Source organism: uncultured Arcanobacterium sp. (assembly GCF_947253055.1).
Classification (GTDB): Bacteria; Actinomycetota; Actinomycetes; order Actinomycetales; family Actinomycetaceae; genus Arcanobacterium_A.
Window position 1 is genome coordinate 37045 of record NZ_CAMXYE010000001.1, and the last position, 25738, is coordinate 62782.

Below are 25738 nucleotides of genomic sequence, written 5' to 3' on the forward strand. Positions count from 1 at the left end.
ATCGGAAAAGTTCTGAAAGAATAAAGGGGTGAAAAGCAGTAGAGAAAGCGTGCGCCCAGCAGTCCCCGCCGATATTCCGGCTATTAGTAGACTACAGGCACAGAATATGCGGGAAAAATTAGTAGCTGAATTGGAAGCTCCTCTTTCTTTAAGTACCTCTTCCCAACTGAATGCACAGAACTTTGCACAGATTTGGAAAGAAAGTTGGGAAAATCTCGGGGCTGATGCAGGGCTCTTAGTGGCAGTGCATAAAAATGCTGCTCCATCACCCGCTGCTAGTAACGAAGCTGCAGAAGAAATAGGCGGATTTTTATCTTTCGAAGCGGTGCCTCCTGCCCAATTGGCGCAGGCTCCCACCGGGGAACGGCGCAGTTTTTTGATCTCTAATTTCGCCGTGCGCGCCGATTTAGCTGCGGCCGGGCACGAAGGGCGGCTCTTAGCGGCAGTGACTGATATTCTTCGCGCCCAAGGCGCCACCGAACTCTATATTTGGGCTTTTGCCAGCGATGAGTGGACTACTGGATTTTTAGGAAAAGCCGGATTTGCTCCCGGCGGTATCCGCAGCGCTTTCGAAATTGACGGGAAAAAAGCGGTGCAGCATCTCTGGTGGACTACTCTCCACCCCGCATCTTAAAAGACGCAGAAAGCCAAAGAGATTTTAGAAATCTAAGAATTTATCTAAACCGTAGGTGAGCCCCAGGTGATAGCCTACTTTCCGAATACCTAGGAGTATTCCCGGCATAAAAGACTCGCGCGCAAAAGAATCCTGGCGAATCACTAGCTGCTCACCCGGGTTACCGTACAGAATTTCTTCGTGGGCATAGAGCCCCCGCAGCCGGACGGCATGTACATGCACCCCCTCAATATTGGCTCCGCGCGCGCCGTAGTTATCGATTTCGGTGGCGTCTGGGCTCGGCGGCACCGCTGCTTGGGCACGTGCCTGCGCTATTTCTTGGGCAGTAGTGAGTGCGGTACCCGAAGGAGCATCTACTTTATCTGGGTGATGCAGCTCGATCACCTCTACTGATTCAAAATAAGCAGCTGCTTCCCGCGCAAAACGCATCGCAAAAACTGCCGAGAGAGAATAGTTCGGAGCGATGAGTACGCATTTTTGTACTTCTTCGGCATGAGCACGCACTCGTTCTAGCCGTTCCGGCGTCCATCCCGTAGTGCCTACCACTACATTTACTCCTGCGTCTAAAAGCGCGTGCACATTTTTATCGGTAGCTCCTGGCACCGTAAATTCTACGGCCACTTCTGCTCCCCGCAGCGAAGCAGAAGTTATTTCTTCTCCGGCATCCAGCCCTGCCACTAGTTCTAAATCAGCTGCCGCTTCTACAGCCTGTACAATTGATGATCCCATACGCCCACGGGCGCCTATTACCGCAACTTTCATACTTTAAGTCTAGCTACTTCTCGGTATCTGTGCAGATTATTGTGGAATGCGGAGCCGTGGCTAGCTGGGCGGCTAGATTTTGAATATCTGCGGAAGTAACTGCTCGAATTTTTTGCAGCTGCGCAGCGATAGAATAATTATTTCCATACAGCAGCTCTGCATACCCGAGTTGATTCTTCCGGAAGCTGTTATTTTCCATAGCAAATACCAACTGCGCTCGATATTGCCGGTAAGCCATCTCCAAAGTATCGGCGCTCACTTCTTTTTCTGCCAGCTCTTTTAGGCAGTCTTCCATCACTTGCGCCACCTGTGCGTAATTTTCCGGCGCGCAGCCAGCTTGCATACAAACAATTCCGCCTTCTTTCCACTGCATCGCCCCCGAAAAAGCGGAATACGCTAAGCCGCGCTTTTCGCGCACTTCTTGGAAAAGCAAGGAAGAATTACCGCCACCGAGAATAATGCTGAGTAAATCTAGCACCGCTTCTTCGGGGCTGTCTTGGCGCACGCCGGGCACTCCAATCACCACTGCACTTTGCAGCCCCGGATGTGCCAATACTTGGGTACTACCTGCGGTATAAGAAATATCGTAGGTGCTCCGCCGCGCAGCGGGGAGAGCGGTTTCGGCTAAATCCCAGCCATATATTTCTAGCAATCTTTGCAATGCTCGGCACAACTCGGCGTGATCTACATTCCCCGCCGCCGTAACTACTAGTTCATTTGCGCAATAATTTTGCTGATAGTGCTGCAATAAATGCACATGATCCAAGGTGCGCACTTCGGCGATAGTGCCGCCTACCGGCCGAGCTAGGGGGTGATTCCCGAGTACAGCCGGTAAAATAGCTTCACTGGCGCGCGTATTGGCGTCGTCATTTGCCGCCGCCAATTCTTCTAGAATTACTCCTCGCTCCATCTCCATTTGGGATTTATCGAGAGTGGCAGAAGTGACTAAATCTACCAGTAGTTCTAAAAGCTGCGGCATATCGCTGGCAAATACCCGCCCGTAGTAGCAGGTGTAACGGCGGGAAGTGGCCGCATTTATCTCTCCTCCGAGATAATCGGAAAGCTGGGAAATATCTAAAGCGGAACGCCGAGTGGTGCCCTTAAAAAGCAGATGCTCTAAAAAGTGGGTAGAGCCTTCTTCCCCTTCTTTTTCATCGCGCGAACCGGCCCCGATCCAGAAAGAAAGTGAAACCGAGCTGTGCCCGGGAATTTTTTCACTCAGTACCCGCACTCCACCTGGGAGTACCGATCTTTTACCAATTACGCCATTTTCTTCCCAAGTCTGGGAGGCGGTGGAATCGAGAGGGAATTCAATACACGAAAAAGCCAAAACGTTTTCCTCTAGTCGGGGAACTACTTTACTTTTGCCATCTTATATAAAAAGTGGAGCACCCGGTAATGAACCGAATGCTCCACATTTAGATTAAATGGCTAGATTATGTACCTATTCGCCAGCTTCTTCTACTTTCTTAGAACGGGTACGCCGCCGCGAGCGGTTCTGCCGATTGGAGCGGTGATGCTCGTTTTTACCGCGGTGCTCGCGGCCTTCCCGGCTATCTTCTTTTTCCGCATTTTCTTTCTCGGCAGCTAGCTGCTCTTCAGTTAGCACTGGAATTAACGAAAGCTTTCCGCGATCGTCTACTTCTTCCAGCTCTACTTCAATCTTATCTCCCACATTCAGCACATCTTCGACGGAGTCAATCCGCTTTCCACCTACCAGGCGGCGAATCTGCGAAATATGCAGCAAGCCATCTTTACCTGGAGTCAGCGAAATGAAGGCTCCGAAAGTGGTGGTCTTTACTACGGTACCGATAAAGCGCTCGCCCACTTCCGGCATCTGCGGATTGGCAATAGCATTTACCGTATCCCGCGCCGCATCTGCTGCTGCTCCGTTATCTGCACCAATATATACAGTGCCATCATCTTCAATAGTGATATCAGCTCCGGTATCTTCTTGGATTTGGTTAATCATCTTGCCTTTCGGCCCGATTACTTCTCCAATTTTATCTACCGGGATATGTACGGTGAGAATCCGCGGAGCGGTGAGCGCCATTTCTTCTACGCCGGGGATAGCTTGCTCAATCAAATCGAGAATTGCAAAGCGGGCGGCCTTGGCTTGTGCCAGAGCTTTCGCGAGCACTTCTGCCGGAATGCCGTCTAACTTGGTATCGAGCTGTAGCGCCGTGATGAACTCACGCGTACCAGCCACTTTGAAATCCATATCGCCGAGGGCGTCTTCCGCGCCCAAAATATCGGTAAGAGCTACGTAACGGCGTTCTCCGGAGATTTCTCCCGAAATAAGACCCATAGCTATGCCCGCTACTGGTGCATGCAAAGGCACACCAGCATTCAACAAGGAAATAGTAGAGGCACAGACCGAACCCATCGAAGTGGAACCATTCGATCCTAAAGCCTCCGAAACTTGCCGAATCGCATAGGGGAATTCATCCCGCCCGGGCAGTACCGGCACCAAGGCTCGCTCGGCCAACATTCCGTGGCCAATTTCCCGCCGCTTCGGAGAACCTACCCGTCCAGTTTCTCCCGTGGAATACGGAGGGAAGTTGTAATGGTGGATGTAGCGCTTTGCGGTAATCGGCGAAAGATTATCCAGCTGCTGCTCCATCTTCAGCATATTCAAAGTGGTGACGCCGAGAATCTGCGTTTCGCCCCGCTGGAAAATAGCGGATCCGTGTACCCGCGGCAATACGCCCGGTTCAGCAGTAATCGTGCGAATTTCTACCGGCGTCCGCCCATCCATCCGCACACCTTCAGTGAGTACGCGGTTGCGCATAGCTTTCTTCCAGTGATCGTTTACCGCCAAAGCTAAGGCTTGCTCCCGCTCGGGGAACTGCTCAATGAGCTCTTCGACAATAGCGTCCGTAACCTCATTCAGAGCTTCATCACGCTCATGCTTATCGACGATTCCGTAGATAGATACGAAGCGATCTCCAATACGAGATGCTACTGCTTCATGCTCTTCTTCTTCATAAGAGGGGAAGAGGGGGTATTCTACAGTTTCTTTGGCCGCTTTTTCGGCCAATTCTGCCTGCGTCAAGCAAAGAGTGCGAATAAATCCTTTCGCTACCTCTAAGCCTTCCGTCACTACTTCTTCGGTAGGAGCGACGCCACCTTTCTTTACGTTTTCTACGAGGTGTTCGCCTCCTTCCGCTTCCACCATCATAATGGCTACGTCGTCACCGACGATACGCCCGGCTACAACCATTGTGAAAGTGGCCTTTTCCAGCTCCGAGTAACGGGGGAAAGCCACCCACTGCCCTTCGATTAGCGACATCCGTACGCCACCCACTGGGCCAGAGAAAGGCAATCCAGAAAGTTGGGTAGCTAAAGAAGCAGCATTAATCGCTACTACGTCATAGGCGTCATCCGGATTAATAGTAAAGACGGTGGCAATTACCTGCACCTCATTGCGAAGACCTTTTACGAAAGCAGGACGCAGCGGCCGGTCGATTAGACGGGCGGCAAGAATTGCCTCCGTGCCCGGGCGCCCTTCCCGCCGGAAAAACGATCCGGGAATTTTACCGAGCGCATAAGCCCGCTCTTCCACATCGACGGTCAACGGGAAGAAATCAAAATTTTCTCGGGGCTGCGATGAAACGCAGGTGGTGGCCAAAATAGTGGTTTCTTCGTCCATGGTCACTAAGACGCTGCCCGCAGCCTGCTGGGCGAGTAACCCGGTTTCAAAACGAAACTTCCGGGTGCCAAATTTTCCGTTATCAATAACGGCTTCTGCAAATTTTATATCAGGACCCTGCACGGGACCTCCTTATTTCCTGTGCCTCCCCAGATACGGTCATCGATTATCATGCTCAGTTACGGCAGTGATCTTACTGCCCAACCGCTCACCACAACCGAGGACCGAACCGATTAGAGAGGACTTCTTCTTTTATTACTCTATATATACTAATCGACCCGGCATTTTGCCAGGTCGATGGATTCGTCAGCGGCGTAAGCCGAGACGGGAGATTAAAGAACGGTAACGCTCAATATCTTCATCTGCTAAATACTTCAGCAGACGCTTACGCTTACCGATTAGCAGCTGCAAACCGCGGCGGGAATGATGATCTTTCTTATGAGTGTGAAAGTGCTCCGTCAATTCCTTAATGCGCGCAGAGAGAATGGCGACCTGTACTTCCGGCGAACCGGTATCACCCTCGTGCGTAGCATACTCTTTAATAATCTGCTCTTTAACTTCTTTAGCGAGAGCCATACGATCTCCTTCATTTCTCGTTGCGCAGAGCTGAAGGCCTGTTCTCTTCAGCATCCATCCGCGGCCGGCTCTAACGGCTTTCTCAGTTTATCATGCCCACCCATATTCTCTGATGCCCACTGAGTGATATCCGGCTCACTAAGGCCGCACTGGCTAAGGCCGCACTGGGCCGCGGCGCGCAAATTACTCTACAGCGCACAAATTGCTTCTATTCACTGCGCGGTGACGACGCTAGGATCTATCCGGCCGGTATCGGGGACTCCTAGTATCTGCGCACTCTGCGCAATGTCATTATCCATCTGTGCTTGTAGCTCTGCTATTCCCGCAAAAGCCCGCATCGGCCGCAAATAAGCAATAAACTCTACTGCTATTTCTTCTCCGTAAAGATGCAGATCACCTCGGCCGAGGATATGCGCCTCTACCGTGCGATTTTCACCATGAAAATGCGGGTTACTTCCCACCGAAATAGCTGCTGGATACTTTACTTCTGCTTCCGCATCCACATTTTCTACTACCCAGCCGGCATATACTCCATCCGCGGGAATTTCCCCTAAATCATCTCCGGCTAAGTTAGCGGTAGGAAATCCGAGCAGCCGCCCGCGTTTGTTTCCGTGTTGCACTATGCCACGCACTCGGTGGGGGCGGCCCAGAATTTGGGCGGCAGCAGCTACTTTCCCATCTGCCAATAGCTCACGCACTACCGTAGATGACCAACGCGCCGTCCGCACGCCGCCGATGTCATTTACTAAATACAGCTTAAATCCGTGCTTTTCACTCAGCTTTTCCAGCAGCTGCCAATCTCCAGAATTATTTTTTCCAAAGCGCGCATCTCTCCCCACTACCACCACTTTTGCTTTTAATAAACCGCAGAGCTGGGAAGAAATAAAATCTTCTGGATCGGTGCGCGCATAATCTAAATCGTAATGCTGAATATAGACTGCATCTATTCCCGCTTTTTCCAGGAGCCGCAAACGCTCCGGAAGTGCAGTTATTAAGTGCAGAGGCCGCTCTGGATGATGCACTACTGCCGGATGCGGAGAAAAAGTCAATACCACCGCGCGCAGATTAGCTGCCCGCGCCGCCGCCACGGTCTGCGCTAAAATTTCTGCATGCCCGCGATGCACTCCATCAAATATGCCAATCGTGAGCGCAGAATGAAGATCTTTCGGCACATCCTGCGGTTTAGTCCATATTTCCATTCACTTACCACGCAGCCCTAACTGCGGTCGGCCTTCTGAAAAATCGTCGGGAACGCCAGGCGGAGTATGCTCAGTGCGAATTCCGCGCCGTTTTCCTTTTCCGCCGCACCCGCATTTACCTCCACAGCCACATTTATGCGCCGATTTTGGCGCTGGCGCTGATTCGGATTGCGCCGCCACTTCTGGCGACACCGCCGGGCGTGAATTTTCCCGCTCTTTACCACATGCACACTTTCCCATGCTTATAGTGTAAAGCGAAGTTGATTGCAGTGCTAATCGCATTTACTACTAAGGAAGAAAAATGCATTATCCAGATGGAATTATTGCCTGGTTGGGTCTCAACTGGGTCGGAGTGGCTTCTACCATCATTGCCACGGTAGCTATTTATTCACTATTCCTGCTAGTTACGCGGATTCGCGGGCCGAAAATGCTTTCCAATATCACTACTTTCGATACGGTAATGGTGCTGCTTTTCGGGAGCGTAGTTGCCCGTACTACTCTTGGCCCCGTCCCCACTTTAGCCACCGGCGTAGTAGCCCTTTTAACCTTGGTGTTGCTGCAGATAACGCTAGGAAATATTGCCAATCAACCGCGCGGCGATAAAATTCTCAACACCCAGCCCGTACTGCTAATGACGGGAGATAAAATATTGGAAAATAATATGCACGCTACCCACACTACCCACTCCGAACTCACTTCTAAACTGCGAGAAAGTGGCATACACTCCCTCGACGAAGTAGCTAGCGTAATTATGGAATCCTCCGGGAAGCTCTCCGTAATTAAAAGCGATAAGCCCTTAGCGCGGGAATTAGTAGCGGATGTGAAAGATGCTGCGCAGATACCCACACATTTTTTCCGTGATTAAAAGCCGTTTCAACTCATAAGGAACGGAAAATCTCTATCTAAAGTTACTTTTCTATCTAAAGTTATTTCTTTATCGAAAGCTAAATACTAGCTTTAGTGTAAAAGATATACTTCAACTGCGGGCGGTCGGCGGGGTAATAAATACCGTATGGAGCTGCATTTTTCCCGATTTTACCGTGCCAGTAGCCACTAATTCTTCATCATATACCGCCGCGAAATCTTGATTCTCTTTCCGGAAATCCGGTGGTAAAGAAATTCGTTGCCCATAGCTGAGTGCCGTCCGCTCCGCCGCGCTTACAGTTAATATCGGCAACATCGTCCGCAGAGTTGCTTCGGCACTTTGCACTGGTAATGGCAAGCCACGGCGCACCATCTCGCTGTATTCACTTATAGAAGCCGCTTGCGCCAATGTAAAAGTGCCTACGCGAGTGCGCTCTAAAGCCTGTAAATGTGCTCCCATTCCTAAACTAGCTCCAATATCGCGAGCTAAAGCGCGCACATAAGTGCCAGAACTGCAGCTGAGGGAAAGCTCGGCCACTAGAGTAGGAATTTCTTTTCCGGCTCGCAAAAAAATCGGCCCGGGGCGAAGCTCCCCTACCTCCAGAGCACTTATCACCACTGGGCGCGCGGGCAGCTCAATTTTTTCCCCCGCGCGCACACGTGCATAGGCTCTTTCGCCCTCCACTTTTATTGCCGAAACTGCCGAAGGACGCTGCATAATTTCTCCCCGAAACTGCGCCAACGCAGCTTGCAGAGCAGCGTTAGCGGCAGGAGCAGAATCTGGAGAATATAAAGCAGCCTGGAAAAGTGGGCTTAATCCCGGCTGTGGATCAGAAAGAATTTCTCCGGCGGCATCTTCCGTAGTAGTAGCCACTCCCAAGCACAGCTGTGCTCGATAGCTTTTATCTAAATTTGTAAAATAACGCAGTATTTTTGTGGATTTTCCAATGCCGAGAGTGAGTAATCCACTGGCTAAAGGATCCAACGTACCGGCGTGCCCAACTTTCCGCGTAGCCGCCAATCTCCGCACCGCATTTACCACATCGTGCGAGGTAGCTCCGATATCTTTAGCTACTAACAGAATGCCGGAAGGTGCAGAAATTTCTGCCCGCGGTACTTCACCCCAAGGGAGCACTGGGCGAGGCATCGAAATCTTCCTCCGGCGCCGAATCGGCGGCGTCAGTATTTAGCGGCCGTCGATAAGGATCTGCCTCTCCAGCTGGCTGAGCAGAGGCAGCCAATTTCCGCACCTGCGCATCGTGCTCCCGCGCCGCCTGCAGAGCTGCTTCTAAAGATTTTGCGGTTTCCGGCAGGGCGTCGGGCACGAACTCTAAAGTTGGCACTAGGCGCAAACCCAGCTGCTCCCCTACTTTTGCCCGCAGTAAACCTTTCGCAGATTCTAAGCCAGCAGCAGCCACTTCTTGCGCTTTTTCTCCTCCGTATACGGTATAGAATATGCTCGCTTGCTGTAAATCACCGGTTACTCGCACCTCGGTAATAGTCACCCGCGCGAGGCGCGGATCTTTCAACCGCCCATTTATAGAGCTAGCCACAATGCGATGTATCCGATCAGCTACCCGAGCCGCGCGCGGATTAGGCATTATTCCTCCTGCTATTTCGCTAATTGAAAAGGCCGGTTATTCACGCGGTTTTTCGCGCATTTCCCAGGTCTCAATCAAATCGCCTACCCGAATATCCTTATATCCGAGCGTGATTCCACATTCGAAGCCTTCTTTAACCTCGGTAGCATCGTCCTTTTCCCGGCGCAACGAGACTATTTCTAGTTCGGGAGCTACTACTGCTCCGTCGCGCACTAGCCGCGCCTTCGTGTGCCGCTTTATCTTGCCGCTGCGCACAATGGAACCAGCGATATTACCGAATTTACCGGATTTGAATATCTGGCGAATTTCCGCCGTACCCAGCATTACTTCTTCATAAATCGGCTTCAACTTACCCTTTAAGGCGTCTTCCACATCATTAATAGCATCGTAAATGACGGAGTAGAACTTCATCTCCACTCCCTCACGCTCTGCCATATCCTGTACTCGCTCGGCCGGGCGCACATTAAAGCCAATAATTATCGCGTTATCCACCGTAGCTAAATTGACGTCAGACTGAGTAACTGCACCTACACCGCGGTGAATTACGTTCAGCTGTACTTCATCGCCACCTACTTCAATATCGTAGAGCGAAGATTCGAGCGCCTCTACCGAGCCAGAAGAATCTCCCTTAATAATCAAGTTGAGGTTCTCTAGCTTGCCTTCTTCAATTGCCTCCGTGAGGTTCTCCAAAGAAATACGCTTCCGGCGCTTCGCCAAGGTAGTGGCGCGCCGAGCTGCTGCCCGCCGCTCGGCAATTTGCCGGGCCGTGCGATCATCATCCGCTACAATTAGTTGATCTCCGGCAGCTGGTACCGAGGTGAGCCCCAGTACCTGTACCGGACGCGAAGGCCCTGCTTCTGCTACTGGCGCTCCTTTTTCGTCTACCATAGCGCGCACACGCCCGTAGGCATCTCCTACTACAATCGGATCGCCTACCCGCAGAGTGCCATCTTGAATCAAAGCCGTAATTACCGAGCCGCGCCCTTGATCGAGCTTCGCCTCAATAGCGATTCCGCGCGCCGGCTTATTAGCATTCGCAGTAGGATTGACCAAAATATCAGAAGTAGTGACGATAGTCTCTAAGAGATCATCTATATGTAGGCGTTTCTTCGCCGAAATATCCACAAAAGGAATATCTCCGCCGTATTCTTCTGCTACTAACTCATACTCAGTGAGCTGTGCACGCACCTTCTCCGGATTGGCAGAATCCAAATCAATCTTATTTACCGCCACCACAATAGGCACTTTCGCCGCTTTCGCGTGATTAATCGCTTCGACCGTCTGAGGCATTACGCCGTCATTTGCCGCTACTACCAGTATCGCTACGTCTGTCACATCCGCACCACGGGCACGCATCTGCGTGAAGGCTTCGTGGCCCGGGGTATCAATAAAGGTAATGAAACGTTCGGTATTCTCCACCTTTACATGCGCTTGGTAGGCGCCGATGCTCTGCGTAATACCGCCAGCTTCTCCCTCTACCACATCGGCATTCCGAATGGCGTCGAGCAGCTTCGTCTTACCGTGGTCTACGTGCCCCATCACCGTCACTACCGGCGGACGCGGGCTGCGCTCGGCATCAGTTTCTTCGGCTCGTTCTGCTTCCAGATCAATATCGAAAGCCTCTAAAATCTCCCGATCTTCATCTTCCGGGCTCATGATTTTAATATCGTAGCCCAGTTCCGCTCCGAGAAGCTGGAATGTATCTTCGTCTAGAGACTGATTAGAGGTAGCCATCTCCCCCATTCGGAAAAGTACCGTCACCAAAGCTGCCGGATCTGCCTTAATCTTTTCGGCAAAATCTGCTAAGGATGCACCGCTCTGAACGCGCACTAACGTAGAGCCATCTCCTCGCGGCACTTGCACTCCAGCCAGCATCGGAGATTTCTGCTCTTCAAAATCATTGCGTGGAGCTCGCTTCGAACGCCGCTTCCCACCTTGATTACCGAAAGCTCCGGCAGTAGATCCACCGCGCGCTTTTCCACCGGATCGCACATGGCCACCCCGGCGCGAATTGCCAAAACGGTTCGCACCGCGCTCGCCCCGGCCTCCCCGGCCTTGGTTATCGCGTGCTTCTTCCTGCGCTGGGAACATACCCGGAATCGCTGGCGCTGATTTCGGCTTATAAGGCCGCTCAGATTTCCCTCTACTACGAGTATCTTCTGCCGCATGCGCACCACCCATTCCTTGTTGAGCGGCGAAAGGTGAATTACCCGGGCGCGGCTTACCCCGACTCCGCATTCCTTGCTGAGCAGCGAAAGGCGAATTACCTGGGCGCGGACCGGCCTTTTTCCGTGCTTGCGGCCGCGGTGGAGCTGCCTCCCGCGCGGCTTTCGCACTGCGATGCGCCTCTCCCGGAGTTACCGACACTGCACTGGAGTGCGACGTTGGCTTCTTCTCTGGTGCTGCGGGCACACTCGGCGCCGCTTCTGACTTCTCTACCGGTGCTTTCTTAGCCTGCTTCGGCACTGGACCCGGTTTTTTAGTTGTTTTACTCGCTTTAGCTTTCTGCGGCGCTTTTTCCGTCACTGCTTCTGCAGCAGGAGCTGGTGCTTTATCTTCTGCACTAGCCGCACTACTCTTCTTCGCAGCAGTGGTTTTCTCTGCTGCCTTTTTCTTCGCCCCGGCTGCCTTAGTTTCTTTTTTCGCCGGCTCTGGCTTGGCATCAGGTAATAACTCCGGATGCTGCTTATAATATTCACGCGCTCGGCGTACTACCGGCGCTTCAATGCTAGACGAAGCGGACTTTACGAATTCACCGTTCTCCGTCAGAGTCTTTAATAAATCCCGGCTGGGAATACCTAACTCTTTAGCTAGTTCATGGACGCGGACCTTGGCCACTTTTCTCCTTCGTTACGGTCCGCGCACCAAGGCGTCAGACCTCTCTTATCTGGCAGCTCATCGCTGGGTACTCATCGGGTGCCCATCGGCTCTCTACCCGCTTTCATATCGTTGTTATCTGACTTAAAGTCGGCAAAATGCCTACTGCAGACGGGGAAACTACTCATATACCGGGATATTGTATAGGGGCATACTTCCCCCGCGCACTCCGCCTAGTTTACCGGAAAATTTGCCATTTCCGTATCTATTAGCTACTTTTCGCAGGTGAATACTCTCACTACCACAACCGCGCGCCCGCCGAATTATTCTGGGTCTTCTGCCTGATATGGGTTATCGGATTCTTTCCAAATATCGATAGACCAACCAGTTAATTTAGCTGCCAAACGCACATTTTGGGCCTCTTTACCAATAGCGAGAGAAGCCTGATCATCGGGTACGATGGCTAAAGCTTGGCGCATATCCGGATTTAGGATATCTACCCGCACTACCCGCGCGGGCGAAAGTGCAGCTGCAATAAAGGTAGCTGGATCATCATCGTATTCTACGACGTCAATCTTTTCTCCATGTAGTTCTTGGGTGACGGCACGCACCCGCTGCGCATTGTGCCCAATTGCCGAGCCTTTGGCTGCCACTTTCTCATCTGCCGACCAGACGGCAACCTTCGAACGATGCCCTGCTTCGCGAGCTAAAGCCACTATTTCTACCGTCCCGTCCGCTATTTCCGGCACTTCGGTGGCGAAAAGCTCCCGCACGAAATCCGGATGCGAACGCGAAAGTCGAATCGAAGCACCGTTCGGACCGACGGAAATATCTAGTACGAGAGCCCGAATCAGATCCCCATGCCCGTAGTGCTCAGTAGGCACCTGCTCTTCTGCCCGCAAAATTCCGCGGTTTTCTCCCAGCTGGACGAATAAATCGCGCGATTCCGGATTTTGCCCCGACACGCTCTCCACGACTCCGGATACTATTTTCCCCTCTTTGCCGTGAAAAGCTCCGAGAATGCGCGCACTCTCGGCATCGCGCAGCCGCTGCGTAATCACGGAACGAGCAGTAGCGGTGGCGATTCTCCCAAAATCTTTCGGCGTATCGTCAAATTCACCGATTATTTCGTTATTTTCATCCCGCTCTGGAGCTATTACCGTCACCTGTCCAGTATTACGGTCCAGGTTAATACGAGCTCCTTTTACCGCTCCCGGCACACGGTTATAAGCATGCAGGAGCGCCTCCTCGATAGTTTTTATTAACACTTCGAGATCAATGCCGAGCTCCGTCTCTACAATGCGCAGCTCGTTCATCGAGATATCCATAATTCCTCCTGCCCTAGTCAAGCTGACGTAATTCTACTACGACTCGGGCCCTTTTTACTTCCGCGAGGGAAATCTCCCGCGGCTCCCCGCTCCGTATACGATGTTTTTCTTTCGTTTCCGGCACCACCACCAGGGAAAATTCTTCTACTTTTTGTAGACGGGCAGTGAATTCTTCGCCATCTTGCAGCACAAAGGCAATCAGGTGGCCACTAGCGCGCACATAGTGGCGCCGCTGCGTGAGGAGACGCTCTACTCCCGGAGTGCTCACTTCCAGCGTATAGGGGCCGGAGATGGGGTCTTTTTTATCTAGTTGGGCAGAAATACTGCGCGTGAGTTCGTCTAGTTGCATAGAATCCACTCCGCCGGTGCCGCTTTCTAAATCTACTATCACCTGCAAAGTAGTATATTTTCCCGCCCGCTTCAGCACTATATCTTCTAGATACAGCCCGGCCGCAGCTACTAGCGGTTGAAGCAGCTCTGTCAGTTCTGTATGAAGATTTTTACTCTTATCTGCCATACTATTAAGAGTACCGAAGTAGGAAAAAGTGTCATAGCCGGAGCAAAAATTACTTTACCATCGGCTAACTGAGGAGCATTAATGCCGAATAATCTGCGCAGTTGGTTAAAAAAGCAGTGGGTGTTTATTATCTCGCTCCTCAGCTCTGTAGCTCTATTCGGAATTTTTATGTACTCCATTGGGCTACACAGCGAACATCCGGATCTAACTCCCCCAGAACCTTCCGCTGGCGAAATACAAAGGCAAAAAACTGCTCTGAGTGCACATCTGATTAGTGAAATTGCCGAACAGTATCCGCAGTTAAGTGCTCTAGAGGCCGCCGGGCAAGCCTGGGAAAAAGCTTGGGGTGGCGTATGGGTGCCGTGGCCGGAAGGCGCGCCCGCAGACTATCAAAATCCAGAGCTCTCGCTCACCCCGGCCGCCACTGATATTCCCGCCTTGCAAAACGAATTGTTGAATTTCGCTAATTTATCTATACAGGCTAGCTCCAGCCGCACTGCCCGCCAATTAGGAATTTCCACTAGTGCTAAAGCTCGCTACTATATAGCTCTGCTCGCTAAAGAAAACGGAAATAATGGCAAAACTGCGGCAGATATAGCTCCCGGTAGTTTAAAAGAACTCGGTAAAGCAGTTTCCGGATCAGAGGAGCTGAATCGTTTAGAAACGCTCCGGCAACAGCTGCAAAATACCACCGCGGAATTAGCTTTTTCCGAACGGGAAAATCGGCTCCAGCTCCTAGACTCGCTAAATGCACTCATCGACGGCGCCTTGGCAAATAAAGTAACAGATACCCGGCCGGTAATGGTAGATCCAGAGATGAAAGTGGCAGATTTAGGGGCGGCACTCTGCGGAGAATTACTCACGCTTGGAGAACGCAGCGAAGCCCCCGCGCGCGAAACTGCCGCCGAAGTATTAGCGCAGATATTACAGGTGTTTCCGAATGACTCAGCTTTTCCCGGCTGGCAGCCTGCCAAGTGATTCTGCTTCCGCGCGCAATTGCTCTGCAAATTAGCTCTGCAGCTCGGCACAGAGATGATCACAAATCTCGGTATAAGCCACATTCTGGCTTTCGCCGCTCTGGCGAATACGCAGTTCTACTTCTCCTTGCGCCAGGCCGCGCCCGACTACTATTCCATAAGGAATACCGAGCAACTCAAAATCGTTAAATTTCACTCCCGCCGATACTTTCGTGCGGTCGTCATAAATTACTTCGAGACCGCGCGCGCTGAGCTCTGTAGCAATTTTTTCTGCCGCCGCTGCGACTTCCGGATTTTTCCCGGCTGCAATGATATATACAGCAGCTGGAGCGATTTCTGCCGGCCAAATCAAACCTTTTTCGTCGTGATTCTGCTCTGCAAGTGCCGCTAAAACGCGTGAAACGCCGATTCCGTAAGAACCCATAGTGACTACTGCCGGTTTGCCGTCTTTATCTAGCACCGTCAGATCTAAAGATTCTGAATACTTCCGCCCGAGCTGGAAGATATGGCCAATCTCGATGCCGCGTTCGATACTGAGCGGGCCACTTCCATCTGGAGCAGCGTCTCCTTCTTCTACGACTACTGCTTCTACCGTAGCGTCAGCAGTGAAATCTCTTCCGTATACGGTGTAGAAAAGGTGCTTCTCGTGGGCGTTTCCACCGCTTATCCAAGCTGATCCTGGCGCAATATGTGCATCGAGGAAGTAACGCACGGAGCCTACCGGTTGGCCATTTTCATCTTGCTGCCGCGCCGGCGAATTCGGACCCAATACTTCCGGGCCAATATAGCCGGGCACGAGCTCGGGGTGCTTTTCTAGATCTTCTGCACTCGCCATCTCCAGCTCTAGCGGAGCCATATTGGCTTCTAAGCGCTTAATATCTACTTCTCGATCTCCGGGGACTCCCACCACTATCACTTCGCGCTCCCCATCGGGATGAATAGCTACCAAAGCCACATTCTTGAGCGTATCGGCTGCTTCCCAGGGGCGGTCCGAGCGCGGGCAGTTTTTGTTCGCCACTTCCACCAAGGCTTCGATAGTCATCGCCTCTGGAGTATCTATTAAAATTTGCGCCGGCACCTGCGAAAAATCGCAAGCAGGAAGTTCGGGAGTGGTCACAGCTTCCGTATTGGCTGCGTATCCGCCGGGCGAAGAAACGAAAGTATCTTCACCGATAGCGCAGGGGAAGAGAAATTCTTCGGAACGCGATCCGCCCATAGCTCCAGAAGTGGCAGAGCAGATTACGAAAGGCAATCCGAGGCGAGTGAAAATCTTCTGATAGGCTGCCCGCATTAGCTCATAGGCATGAGCCAAGCCGGCGTCCTCGACGTCGAAAGAATAGGCGTCTTTCATTAAGAATTCCCGGGTGCGAATCAATCCCGCCCGCGGGCGGGCCTCGTCGCGATATTTAGTTTGAATCTGATAAAGAATTACTGGTAAATCACGGTAAGAAGAGTACATATCTTTTACCGCGAGGGTGAACATCTCTTCGTGCGTGGGTGCTAATAAATAGTCATTTTGGCGTCTATCTTGCAGACGGAAAAGATTCGCTCCGTATTCTTCCCAGCGATTAGTTTTTTCGTAGGGCTCCCGCGGAAGCAAAGCCGGCAGCAGCAATTCTTGCGCGCCCGCGGCGTCCATCTCTTCCCGCACTACTTGCTCTACTTTCCGCAGTACTTTCAATCCCAGCGGCAGCCAGCTATAGATACCGGGAGATACCCGGCGCACATATCCAGCGCGCACGAGTAATTTATGCGAAGCTACCTCCGCATCAGCTGGATCTTCGCGAAGCGTTTTCAAAAAAAATTCAGACATTCTTTGCACGCTCACAGTTTAGCGTGCTACCGCAAAATTCGCTTCTTTCTCCGATGTGAATACTGCGATATAAGATACGGATCGTAAAACCTCGCCAGAAATTAAAAGTAGTGGCGGCAGATATTAACGAGTGTGAGCAGATGTCAACGAGTATGAACGGATATCAACGAAGAGAAGTAGCGCTACAACTTTTTAGCGACGCGGCGCAGCAGTAATAATTTCGGCGTGCGCCTCGGGAGCAGCTTGTAGCCCCAGTTCTTCTGCCACCACTCCGGCACGGCGAATAAGAGTTTCCACTATTTCGGATTCGGGCACCGTCTCCACAACTTTTCCACGCACAAAAATCTGACCTTTACCGTTTCCAGAAGCTACCCCCAGATCGGCTTCTCGAGCTTCGCCAGGGCCGTTCACCACACACCCCATCACCGCTACCCGCAGCGGGTATTTAATATCTTTTAGCCCCTCTTGGACTCGGTTAGCTAAGGTGTAGACGTCTACTTGCGCGCGCCCACAGGAGGGGCAGGAAACTATTTCCAGTTCTTTTTCCCTCAGATTCAAAGAACGCAGTATCTGCTCTCCCACTTTTATTTCTTCTACGGGCGGCGCCGAGAGAGAAACACGAATCGTATCGCCAATTCCTTGTGATAGAAGTGCTCCGAAAGCGACAGCAGATTTCACAGTCCCCTGGAAAGAGGGGCCCGCCTCCGTCACGCCCAGATGTAAAGGCCAATCCCCTGCTTCGGAAAGGAGCTCGTAGGCTCTCACCATAACTACTGGATCGTGGTGCTTAACTGAAATAGCAAAATCGTAGAAACCCGCATCTTCAAAAAGGCGCGCTTCACTTACTGCCGATTCCACTAGAGCTTCCGGAGTGGCTTTCCCGTATTTCTTCAGTAACGCCGGATGCAGCGATCCCGCATTGATACCGATACGCATAGCGGTGCCGTTCGCATTGGCAGCGGCCGCTATTTCGGGAATTCGATCGTCGAATTTCTTAATATTTCCGGGATTTACCCGCACGCCACAGCCGGCATCGATGGCCGCAAATACGTAGCGCGGTTGAAAGTGAATATCTGCGATTACCGGAATAGTGGATTTTTCCACTAGAGTGGCCAAGGCCTCGGCGTCTTTATCGGTGGGGCAAGCTACGCGCACAATATCGCAACCAGCTGCCGTGAGCTCCGCGATTTGCTGCAAAGTGGCACCGATATTGTGCGTCTTAGTATTAGTCATAGACTGCACACTTATCGGGGCATCTCCCCCTACTTCTACCCCGCCTACAGAAATTTTCCGGGTCTTTTTTCGCTCTGCCAGCACCGGAGCTGGTGCTTTTACCTCTGGCATTCCCAAATTAATCGGTGTACTCACGCTTCTATTATTCCACTCTCGTATAAAAACTCCACTTACGCAGATTTATCTGCCCTTTTCCTGCTTTATATAGTGCCAAGCGCGCTGGCGGGCCCAATCTTCACTGTGCAGTACTTCCGCCAAAGAAAGCGCGGGGGGAGCAGAAAAATCTGTTAAAACTTTTTCCACGATTTCGGTAATAGCCAAATAAGCAAGCCGCTCACTCAAAAATGCATCTACGCATTCCTCATTAGCCGCATTTAAAACGGCAGGGTGGAGGGGCGATGCTGCTAGTGCCGCCCGCGCTAAATCCAAAGCGGGGAAAGTCTCGGAATCTACCGGCGCAAAGGTCCACTGAGTAGCCTTATCCCACTGGCAAGGGGCAGCGGCAGCCACTAAACGTTCTGGCCAGAAAAGCCCCAAGGCGATAGGGAGGCGCATATCCGGAGGGGAAGCTTGAGCAATCGTAGCTCCGTCTTGAAATTCCACCATGGAATGTACCACTGACTGTGGATGTACCACCGGCACAATATCTTGCGGCGGGATTGCAAAAAGATGGGCGGCTTCTATGAGTTCTAAAGCCTTATTCATCAATGTAGAGGAGTTGATGGTCACCACTGCGCCCATATTCCAAGTCGGATGGGCCAGAGCCTGCTCCGGCGTGACTTCGGCCAGCTCAGAGCGTTTTTTCCCACGGAAAGGCCCTCCCGAAGCAGTGAGAATTAACCGCGTTACTTCCGAAGTGCCGTCTACCTCTGGAGAAACCAGCCCTTTACGGTGCCGGCCAGCACTTAAACATTGCGCTATCGCCGAATGCTCCGAATCCACCGGAACTATCTGCCCGGGGCGCTGCAGTGCCTCAGCTACTAATTTTCCTCCCGCTACCAGCGATTCCTTATTAGCGAGCGCCAGAGTAGCTCCACTGTGTAAAGCCGCTAAAGTGGGGCCGAGCCCCCGCGAACCAGTAATACCATTTAGCACCACTGCCTGCGGAGAAGCTAGGGTGAGGAGATCTTCCATAGCTAGCGGGCCCGTAAAAATTTCCGGCAATTTCTGCCCGCCACTGCAACTCTTATATTCACTTATAAAATCTTCCCGCTGCGCCGCATCGGCAATTCCCACGGCGGAGACGGAAAATTGAGCTGCCTGCGCGGCCAATAATTTTATATGCCCGCCGCCGGCTCCCAGCGCTTTTACTTGGAAACAATCCCTATGTGCAGCAATTACTTCTAAAGCTTGCCGGCCAATAGAGCCAGTGGAGCCGAGTAGAATTACCGGCCGCATTTACTCTACCGCCATGAGCACATGGATTACGCGGTCTAAATAGACATCTACGACGCTTTCATCATAGGCATTATTCTTTCGAGCTGGCCGAAATACTGCTTTGCGCACTTCTTCCGATTTTAGCTGCGCTTTTCCGTCAAAATAGCTCGCAATCAGATCCAGTAATTTATCTACATCCGTCTTCAGATATCCTTTGCCAGAGGCATCGCGAAAACGTACCCCCGCCGGGCGCAACATCCGCGGATAAAGCGTAGTAGCCTGGGCGTAAATTTTTTCCAGCCACGCAGATTCTCCCTCGTCGAGCATTACCCGCGCGCGCTTACGCTGCAGAAAAGCTCCTTCGAGACGGTCAAGAGCCGCATCCACTTTATCGGGACGATATCCGCCGCGCACCCACCGAAAAGCCACATCACGGACGTTGCTTTCGTCGAATACCGGATTCTCTCCCGCCTTATCTTGATCTGAATCTACTGGATCATCAGCGGAAGTATCAGCATCTTTCCAAGCTGCATAGGCAATTTTTGCAGCAGAAAAGAAGCTATCTACATCTTTCACATGGTATCCGAAGCGAAAACGCCCTACTTTTTCAAAAGTCTCATTCATTCTTGCACGGCCCAGCTCTCTACACTAAATAAAACTACTGCCAATATCTTAACTTTCCTTATGGAGAATACTATACAAGTTTTCCGGTGCTTCTCGGTGTTGCGCAATGCGGGAGTCTACTGCTTGTTGCGCCCGTGCCGCTTTGCGCGCTATATGCGCCGGATCTACTATTTCTGCTGCTAACTGCCCACATGCTCCATCAATATCGGAACCACGCGTATCCCGAATTGTGGTGGATATCCCTGCCTGGCGCAGCGTATTTACAAATACTTTCTGCGCGGCCGGCGTGGAAGCTGTCCAAATGCTGCCCGGAGTAGGGTTGAGCGGAATCGGATTTATATGCGCCCAACCTTTACCCCGTTTATTTAACTCATGTGCAAGTAGCTCCGCTCGCCATTTGTGATCGTTCATATCTTTTATAAGTGCGTACTCTATCGATACCCGCCGCCCCGTTTTCCGAAAATAGGCGCGCGCCGCATCAAGTAGTTCTCCTACTTTGTAGTGGCTATTAATCGGAATTAGATCGTCGCGCAGTTCATCATCAGGAGCGTGCAAAGAAATAGCCAGGGTGACGGGGAGATTTTCTTGGGCAAGCCGCTCAATGCCGGGCACTATTCCCACGGTAGAAAGAGTGATATTACGAGCGGAAATTCCAAAGCCAGCCGGCGGCGGCTCTATTAATCTATGCAGAGCCTGGATTACTGATTTGTAATTGGAAAGTGGCTCTCCCATCCCCATAAAAACCACATTGGAGATACGTTCCGGCGCTCCGAGAGCCCCGGAGCGAGCTATATTCATATTTAAACGCAGCTGCTCCACTATTTCGGCGGTGGAAAGATTTCGCATTAAACCGCCTTGCCCGGTGGCACAAAATGGGCAAGCCATGCCGCAGCCCGCCTGCGAAGATATACAGAGCGTAGAGCGATTTGGATACTTCATCAATACTGATTCCACTACCGCTCCGTCAAAAAGTTGCCAGAGAGTTTTTTGCGTTTTCCCTGCGTCTGCTTGCAAAGTGCGCAAAGGGTGCAATAGCGGAGGGAAAAACTGCTGCACCATTTCTGCGCGCTGGCCGGCCGGCAAATCTGGCATCTTTTCTGCGTCTACACAGGCATGTTGGAAATAGTGGGTGGAGAGCTGGGAGGCGCGAAAAGCGGAATAGCCGCAGCCACTAGCGGCATCTTTGCGCGCTGCCATATCTAAATCAGCTAGGTGTAGAGGTGGTTTACCACTCCGCCGCGCCGTAAAGCTGAGAGCTGGGCGCGGTCCTTTTTCTACCTTTGGGCGTACCTGCCGAGAATTCTCCATTCTTATCACTCCCCCTCTCCAATTGGTATATAAAGCCAATTATCGGCTGCCAATATTAGTGCTATATAAATGTATTAGAGCTATATAAAGATGTTAGTGCTACATAAAGGTATTAATGCTGCATAAAAAAGAAAAGGCAATAGAATACCGGCGCACAGAAGAGCAGTGAATCTAAGCGGTCTAGCATACCGCCGTGCCCCGGAAAAATAGTGCCCATATCTTTAATTCCTAAATCGCGCTTTAGAGCCGATTCCGCGAAATCTCCCATGGTGGCCAAAGGCGGAGTGAGGAGGGCGAATACCCATACCCAACTCCAGCTTTTCCCGAGTAATAAGAATATACCGAGGAACGCCGCCAACAGGCACAACAGCAAAGACCCCAGCAATCCTTCCCAAGATTTTTTCGGAGAGATGCGCGGAAGAATCGGATGTTTACCGATGATAATTCCCAGCAGCCAACCGCCAGTATCACTGGCTACAGTAAGTAAAATAGCAGCCACAATCAGATGCGAGCCACCTGGTAAATCCAACATACTCAAGAGGAAGCAGCCCGCTAGTCCAATCCAGCCCAGCATAAATACTCCGGCAGCTGTACCCCGTAAATTGCCGTTTTTCCTTATCAAAGCAATTGCGAGCAATAAGCCTGCTCCCAATAAGTAGCTGATTAACGCCGGTACTATCCCCCAATAGGCGGTGAGGAATAGCATGAGAAGTTGCATAGGCAGTAAGGCTAGTAACGGAATGTGCACATTCCGAGTGAGGAAGGCGCCGGCCGCTTCCCAGAGAGCTATAGAAAGGAATACAACTCCCACCACGATGAAGCCATCTATCCAGAAAAAGAGCGTAAGCCCGAAAAGGCTCAACAAAATAACTGCCGTAGTGATGGCAGCGGGCAGATTGCGCCCCGCGCGCGAAGTCGAAGCTACCGGCGGTGCCGGCGGGCGCGGGCGCAACCGGTCATAAGCAGAGTGGAAAACTTGGGAAATAGATGTTTTCGCCATAGTCTTAAAGCTGTCACAGCTCCATTAACTCATCAGTTTTTCCAGCTAATAATTCGTCTATTAAATCTGTATATTTTTTCGTAAGCGTTTCGAGCTCTTTTTCTTTCCGCTCTACTGCGTCTTCTCCTTCATCGCCGTCTTTCTTCATCCGGTCTAGCTCTTCTTTAGCTTTCCGGCGAATACCGCGAATAGAGATTCGCCCTTCTTCCGCCTTTGTTTTCGCGATTTTCACATAATCACGCCGGCGCTCTTCGGTGAGCACTGGGATATTAATGCGCAGCACTTGCCCATCATCTGTGGGGTTTACTCCTAAATCAGATTCCGAAATGGCTTTTTCAATATCTTTCATAGCTGAACGGTCGTAGGGAGTAATTAAAACACTCCGCGCTTCTGGCACCGACACGGTGGCCAGTTGCTGCAGTGGAGTAGGAACCCCGTAGTAATCAACTAACAGAGAAGTAAACATCTCTGAGTTGGCCCGCCCCGAGCGAATTTTAGAAAATTCGTTGCGCGCTGCTTCCACCGCTTTCTCCATTTTTTCTTCGGCTTCCCGCATTACTTCGTCAATCATAGTTCTTCCTCATTCTTAGCTTTATTACTTACCAAAGTACCAATTTTTTCCCCACGGAGTGCGCGCGTCACGTTCCCGGGTTCACTCATCCCAAATACCCGCATCTTCATACCGTTATCCTGGCAAAGCGAAAATGCTGCGGCATCTACTACGCGCAAACCTTGCCGTATTGCATCTTCATAGGTAAGTGTATCAAGCTTCTTGGCATCCGGATGCTGGCGTGGATCGGCCGTATAAACGCCGTCTACCCCGTTCTTCCCCACCAGTAGTTCATCGCACCGCAGTTCTAGAGCGCGCTGCGCCGAAACCGTATCGGTAGAGAAGAAAGGCATTCCAGCGCCCGCTCCAAATATCACTACCCGACCTTTTTCTAGATGCCGAATAGCCCGCAAGGGAATATAGGCTTCGGCTACTTGTGCCATCGTAATGGCAGTTTGCACTCGGGTGGGGACGCCGGCGTGCTCAAGAAAATCTTGTAAAGCTACTGCATTTATTACCGTACCGAGCATTCCCATATAGTCCGCTCGGGATCTATCCATTCCGTTTTCTTGTAGCTCTGCACCGCGGAAAAAATTTCCGCCTCCCACTACTACTCCAACTTCTATGCCTTCGTGTACGGCCGCCGCTATTTCACTGCTGATCCGTTCGAGTACTTTCGTATCTAATCCGACTTCCCCTCCCCCGAAAACTTCTCCGGAGAGTTTCAATAAAACTCGGCGCCGGTGCGGGGAATTTTTATCACTCGGTACGTTCTCAGCAGTCATTCATATTCCTTTCTTTAGCACTCTCTCAAATAATACCTTATGCCACCCGCACTGATAAGGAAAAACAGGGAAGAAATAGGCGATATTTCGCAAAAGGTAGCGTTATATAAAGAGCTCCGGAGCTGGCAAAAGTTCGCTCTCCCGCATCAAAATTCACTACCTTGCACATCACTGCCCCGCACCGAAATTCACTACCTCACACCAAATTCCGGATTTCGAAGCGCTCCCCCAAAAGTTTTCGTGATTTATCTCTTGTTGAGTGCCATCACAATTCTTCTTTTCCCTCCACCACGCTTTGCGTATTCGTCTTAGAATCCAAGTACAGGTGTTAGGTATTTACATACGAAAATACCGAAAAGAAAACGAGATATTTTATTTGCTTGGGCACTAGTGCTGAGGGTTACATGGCGAGAGAAGAAATTACGGGGTACCAGATATCTACTACTAATCCGCGGGAAATTCGGATTCCTGGCTCGGAGCGTATCTTCGACCGCAATAAAATCCTGCTGGTGATTTTGGTGCCGCTGCTCATGACGCTTATGCAGATTTCTTCTGTAAATAATATCTTGCCCACTATGCAGAGCGCTCTTTCTGCCAGCACTTCTCAACTACAATGGGTACTTTCCGGCTACGCACTTTCCCTCGGTATTACGCTGGTGCCAGCCGGCAGAATTGGCGATTTATTTGGCCGCTCTTCTACCTACATAGTAGGGCTAATTATCTTCACTTTCGCTTCGCTCCTCGTCGGGCTCTCCACCACGCCATTGCAATTAAATGTGCTGCGTTTCGTGCAGGGATTCGGCTCCGGAGTACTCTCTCCTCAAACTACCGGTTTAATTCAACAGTATTTTGCCGGCCGCGCCCGTGCGAAGGCTTTTGCTTTGTTCGGGCTGGTGATAGCAATGTCGGTGGCAATTGGGCCGCTTTTTTCCGGCTGGCTAGTCAGCTTTTTTGGTGAATCGCTGGGGTGGCGTCTCTCCTTTATTCTGAATGCACCTATTGGCGTAATCGGAATAATTTTTGGCCTGCTCTGGCTCCCTTTCGGCACGGAAAGAAATCATTTTCAAAAAGAAAAACGCGGGATAAAACGAAGGAAAGAACGCGGCGAAAAACGCCGAAACCGCTCCGCTCGCCCCAAGATAGATTTAGATCCGCTCGGAATGCTGCTGCTCAGCTTGGCTGTACTGAGCATTATGCTGCCGTTTATGGTAAAAGCTGGGCCGGAAAAATGGTTAATCGTGCTGGGTGGATTCGCTCTTATGGCTCTGTGGGTGGTCTGGGAAAACTGGTATAAAAAGTGCGGGCGCACTCCGATGGTGGATTTAGATCTTTTTCGCATCCCCACTTTTAGCTACGCTATGGGAATCTCCGTCTTTCAGTTCCTGGGCACTACCTCCATTTTCGTAATATTTGCGGTATTCCTGCAAGGTATAGGGGCCTCCGCATTGACAGTCGGCATGGTGACTTTCCCCAATGCGGTTTGCTCCGGCATAGGTGCACTGTGGGCAGGTAAATATGCCTATGATCACGGCCGCGGCATTCAAGTAGCCGCCCTCTCCCTCATCATCCTGGGGATACTCGGAATCATCGGAACCACTTGGGCAGTGCAGAGCGGAATTTCTTACTGGTGGCTGGCCGTGCCGCTGTGCCTACTAGGATTCGGTACCGGCTGTATGGGGTCAGCCAACCAAACTCAAGCTATGCTAGATGTACCACCGGCGCACGGAGGTACCGCGGGCGGAGTAATGCAGACTGGGCAGCGTCTCGCTACCGCAATCGGAAATGCCATAATCACTGCCGTATTTTTTGCCTTAGCGGGAGCCGGAAAGAGATCGGCTTTACCGGAGCTCTATCGCGGTATCACGGCCGCTTACTTAGTGGTAGCAGCGATGGTGACGGCGGGGTTAATTCTGGCAATTATATTTTGGCACAAAGGCCGCGTGAAGCAGAAGTAGACGCAGATATAGAATCAGGAACTATCAGAATAGAGACAGAGATACAGGGCGCATATCTAGATATAAAAGCAGGTAATTATAAGATACGGCGGCGCCGGAACCGTGACTAGGTATAAGAGATGCGGGTGGAATTTTCCAATTCCACCCGCATCTGCAATATCGCTAA

Annotated in this window: 23 protein-coding genes; 4 read left to right on the top strand and 19 right to left on the bottom strand. The window is 51.4% G+C overall.

The genetic code is table 11. The features are described 5' to 3' along the window. Positions 1–28: 28 nt before the first annotated feature. On the top strand, positions 29–634 hold the full coding sequence (locus tag Q0X35_RS00160; protein WP_297564240.1) for a GNAT family N-acetyltransferase: 606 nt from the start codon (positions 29–31) through the stop codon (positions 632–634). Between the two features lie 24 nt (positions 635–658). Here Q0X35_RS00160 and dapB read toward each other — a convergent pair whose 3' ends face one another. The 6 genes from dapB to Q0X35_RS00190 all read right to left on the bottom strand — a co-directional run bounded on the left by dapB (position 659) and on the right by Q0X35_RS00190 (position 7063). Further along, positions 659–1396 (bottom strand): 4-hydroxy-tetrahydrodipicolinate reductase, encoded by a 738-nt coding sequence (dapB, locus tag Q0X35_RS00165; protein ID WP_297564242.1) that lies wholly within the window; start codon positions 1394–1396, stop codon positions 659–661. 13 nt (positions 1397–1409) lie between these two features. Then, positions 1410–2726, bottom strand: coding sequence for a pitrilysin family protein (locus Q0X35_RS00170; RefSeq protein WP_297564244.1), 1317 nt, complete (start codon positions 2724–2726; stop codon positions 1410–1412). A 114-nt stretch (positions 2727–2840) separates the two neighbouring features. Continuing rightward, on the bottom strand, positions 2841–5171 hold the full coding sequence (locus tag Q0X35_RS00175; protein WP_297564245.1) for a polyribonucleotide nucleotidyltransferase: 2331 nt from the start codon (positions 5169–5171) through the stop codon (positions 2841–2843). Between the two features lie 183 nt (positions 5172–5354). Continuing rightward, positions 5355–5624: a 30S ribosomal protein S15 gene (gene rpsO, locus Q0X35_RS00180; RefSeq protein WP_297564246.1), complete on the bottom strand. Its 270-nt coding sequence runs from the start codon at positions 5622–5624 to the stop codon at positions 5355–5357. 212 nt (positions 5625–5836) lie between these two features. Next, complete coding sequence (locus tag Q0X35_RS00185; protein ID WP_297564247.1) at positions 5837–6823, bottom strand: bifunctional riboflavin kinase/FAD synthetase; 987 nt, start codon at positions 6821–6823, stop codon at positions 5837–5839. Continuing rightward, complete coding sequence (locus Q0X35_RS00190; protein WP_297564248.1) at positions 6824–7063, bottom strand: hypothetical protein; 240 nt, start codon at positions 7061–7063, stop codon at positions 6824–6826. A gap of 61 nt (positions 7064–7124) precedes the next feature. Between Q0X35_RS00190 and Q0X35_RS00195 the strand changes: the two genes are divergently transcribed. Further along, positions 7125–7688, top strand: a complete 564-nt coding sequence (locus Q0X35_RS00195; protein ID WP_297564250.1) for a DUF421 domain-containing protein — start codon at positions 7125–7127, stop codon at positions 7686–7688. 111 nt (positions 7689–7799) lie between these two features. Here the strand turns inward: Q0X35_RS00195 and truB are convergent, their stop codons facing one another. The 5 genes from truB to rimP form a co-directional block, all read right to left on the bottom strand. Beyond that, a complete protein-coding gene (gene truB, locus Q0X35_RS00200; protein ID WP_297564252.1) occupies positions 7800–8834 on the bottom strand; it encodes a tRNA pseudouridine(55) synthase TruB in 1035 nt (344 codons plus the stop codon). Further along, on the bottom strand, positions 8806–9288 hold the full coding sequence (gene rbfA / locus Q0X35_RS00205) for a 30S ribosome-binding factor RbfA (RefSeq protein ID WP_297564253.1): 483 nt from the start codon (positions 9286–9288) through the stop codon (positions 8806–8808). Before rbfA ends, truB begins: the two co-directional genes overlap by 29 nt. Positions 9289–9324: 36 nt before the next feature. After that, positions 9325–12126: a translation initiation factor IF-2 gene (gene infB / locus Q0X35_RS00210; RefSeq protein ID WP_297564256.1), complete on the bottom strand. Its 2802-nt coding sequence runs from the start codon at positions 12124–12126 to the stop codon at positions 9325–9327. A gap of 302 nt (positions 12127–12428) precedes the next feature. Then, positions 12429–13433, bottom strand: coding sequence for a transcription termination factor NusA (gene nusA, locus Q0X35_RS00215; protein WP_297564257.1), 1005 nt, complete (start codon positions 13431–13433; stop codon positions 12429–12431). A 13-nt stretch (positions 13434–13446) separates the two neighbouring features. After that, positions 13447–13950: a ribosome maturation factor RimP gene (rimP, locus tag Q0X35_RS00220; protein ID WP_297564259.1), complete on the bottom strand. Its 504-nt coding sequence runs from the start codon at positions 13948–13950 to the stop codon at positions 13447–13449. A gap of 81 nt (positions 13951–14031) precedes the next feature. Here rimP and Q0X35_RS00225 point away from each other — a divergent pair, with 81 nt between their 5' ends. After that, positions 14032–14928 carry a hypothetical protein gene (locus Q0X35_RS00225; RefSeq protein WP_297564261.1) on the top strand — a complete coding sequence of 299 codons (897 nt, stop codon included), beginning with the start codon at positions 14032–14034 and terminating at the stop codon, positions 14926–14928. A gap of 30 nt (positions 14929–14958) precedes the next feature. On the opposite strand, the gene Q0X35_RS00230 is transcribed toward Q0X35_RS00225, so the two are convergent. From Q0X35_RS00230 to pyrH, 8 genes are all read right to left on the bottom strand, one after another. Further along, entirely contained in the window at positions 14959–16740 is a 1782-nt protein-coding gene (locus Q0X35_RS00230) for a proline--tRNA ligase (RefSeq protein WP_297564262.1), read from the bottom strand. Between the two features lie 192 nt (positions 16741–16932). Next, on the bottom strand, positions 16933–18084 hold the full coding sequence (ispG, locus tag Q0X35_RS00235) for a flavodoxin-dependent (E)-4-hydroxy-3-methylbut-2-enyl-diphosphate synthase (RefSeq protein ID WP_297564280.1): 1152 nt from the start codon (positions 18082–18084) through the stop codon (positions 16933–16935). Between the two features lie 69 nt (positions 18085–18153). Beyond that, entirely contained in the window at positions 18154–19371 is a 1218-nt protein-coding gene (gene dxr / locus Q0X35_RS00240; RefSeq protein ID WP_297564264.1) for a 1-deoxy-D-xylulose-5-phosphate reductoisomerase, read from the bottom strand. After that, positions 19372–19974 carry a DivIVA domain-containing protein gene (locus Q0X35_RS00245; RefSeq protein WP_297564265.1) on the bottom strand — a complete coding sequence of 201 codons (603 nt, stop codon included), beginning with the start codon at positions 19972–19974 and terminating at the stop codon, positions 19372–19374. 48 nt (positions 19975–20022) lie between these two features. Beyond that, positions 20023–21282, bottom strand: coding sequence for a 23S rRNA (adenine(2503)-C(2))-methyltransferase RlmN (gene rlmN, locus Q0X35_RS00250; RefSeq protein ID WP_297564267.1), 1260 nt, complete (start codon positions 21280–21282; stop codon positions 20023–20025). Between the two features lie 112 nt (positions 21283–21394). Then, positions 21395–22282, bottom strand: a complete 888-nt coding sequence (locus Q0X35_RS00255; RefSeq protein ID WP_297564268.1) for a phosphatidate cytidylyltransferase — start codon at positions 22280–22282, stop codon at positions 21395–21397. A 13-nt stretch (positions 22283–22295) separates the two neighbouring features. Then, positions 22296–22853, bottom strand: coding sequence for a ribosome recycling factor (gene frr / locus Q0X35_RS00260; RefSeq protein ID WP_297564270.1), 558 nt, complete (start codon positions 22851–22853; stop codon positions 22296–22298). Next, positions 22850–23617, bottom strand: coding sequence for a UMP kinase (gene pyrH / locus Q0X35_RS00265; RefSeq protein ID WP_297564271.1), 768 nt, complete (start codon positions 23615–23617; stop codon positions 22850–22852). Before pyrH ends, frr begins: the two co-directional genes overlap by 4 nt. A gap of 404 nt (positions 23618–24021) precedes the next feature. On the opposite strand from pyrH, the gene Q0X35_RS00270 reads away from it, so the two are divergent. Beyond that, positions 24022–25572 carry an MFS transporter gene (locus tag Q0X35_RS00270; RefSeq protein ID WP_297564273.1) on the top strand — a complete coding sequence of 517 codons (1551 nt, stop codon included), beginning with the start codon at positions 24022–24024 and terminating at the stop codon, positions 25570–25572. The last annotated feature ends 166 nt before the right edge of the window (positions 25573–25738 follow it).

Bases quoted from the DNA above. Each gene is read 5' to 3' on its own strand.
- rpsO (WP_297564246.1), bottom strand. From the start codon at position 5,624: ATGGCTCTCGCTAAAGAAGTTAAAGAGCAGATTATTAAAGAGTATGCT.
- pyrH (WP_297564271.1), bottom strand. From the start codon at position 23,617: ATGACTGCTGAGAACGTACCGAGTGATAAAAATTCCCCGCACCGGCGC.
- Q0X35_RS00270 (WP_297564273.1), top strand. From the start codon at position 24,022: ATGGCGAGAGAAGAAATTACGGGGTACCAGATATCTACTACTAATCCG.
- Q0X35_RS00230 (WP_297564262.1), bottom strand. From the start codon at position 16,740: ATGTCTGAATTTTTTTTGAAAACGCTTCGCGAAGATCCAGCTGATGCG.
- nusA (WP_297564257.1), bottom strand. From the start codon at position 13,433: ATGGATATCTCGATGAACGAGCTGCGCATTGTAGAGACGGAGCTCGGC.
- ispG (WP_297564280.1), bottom strand. From the start codon at position 18,084: ATGCCAGAGGTAAAAGCACCAGCTCCGGTGCTGGCAGAGCGAAAAAAG.
- Q0X35_RS00195 (WP_297564250.1), top strand. From the start codon at position 7,125: ATGCATTATCCAGATGGAATTATTGCCTGGTTGGGTCTCAACTGGGTC.
- Q0X35_RS00225 (WP_297564261.1), top strand. From the start codon at position 14,032: ATGCCGAATAATCTGCGCAGTTGGTTAAAAAAGCAGTGGGTGTTTATT.
- truB (WP_297564252.1), bottom strand. From the start codon at position 8,834: ATGCCTCGCCCAGTGCTCCCTTGGGGTGAAGTACCGCGGGCAGAAATT.
- dxr (WP_297564264.1), bottom strand. From the start codon at position 19,371: ATGCGGCCGGTAATTCTACTCGGCTCCACTGGCTCTATTGGCCGGCAA.
- Q0X35_RS00255 (WP_297564268.1), bottom strand. From the start codon at position 22,282: ATGGCGAAAACATCTATTTCCCAAGTTTTCCACTCTGCTTATGACCGG.
- Q0X35_RS00185 (WP_297564247.1), bottom strand. From the start codon at position 6,823: ATGGAAATATGGACTAAACCGCAGGATGTGCCGAAAGATCTTCATTCT.
- frr (WP_297564270.1), bottom strand. From the start codon at position 22,853: ATGATTGACGAAGTAATGCGGGAAGCCGAAGAAAAAATGGAGAAAGCG.
- Q0X35_RS00190 (WP_297564248.1), bottom strand. From the start codon at position 7,063: ATGGGAAAGTGTGCATGTGGTAAAGAGCGGGAAAATTCACGCCCGGCG.
- dapB (WP_297564242.1), bottom strand. From the start codon at position 1,396: ATGAAAGTTGCGGTAATAGGCGCCCGTGGGCGTATGGGATCATCAATT.
- rlmN (WP_297564267.1), bottom strand. From the start codon at position 21,282: ATGGAGAATTCTCGGCAGGTACGCCCAAAGGTAGAAAAAGGACCGCGC.
- rimP (WP_297564259.1), bottom strand. From the start codon at position 13,950: ATGGCAGATAAGAGTAAAAATCTTCATACAGAACTGACAGAGCTGCTT.
- rbfA (WP_297564253.1), bottom strand. From the start codon at position 9,288: ATGCCTAATCCGCGCGCGGCTCGGGTAGCTGATCGGATACATCGCATT.
- Q0X35_RS00245 (WP_297564265.1), bottom strand. From the start codon at position 19,974: ATGAATGAGACTTTTGAAAAAGTAGGGCGTTTTCGCTTCGGATACCAT.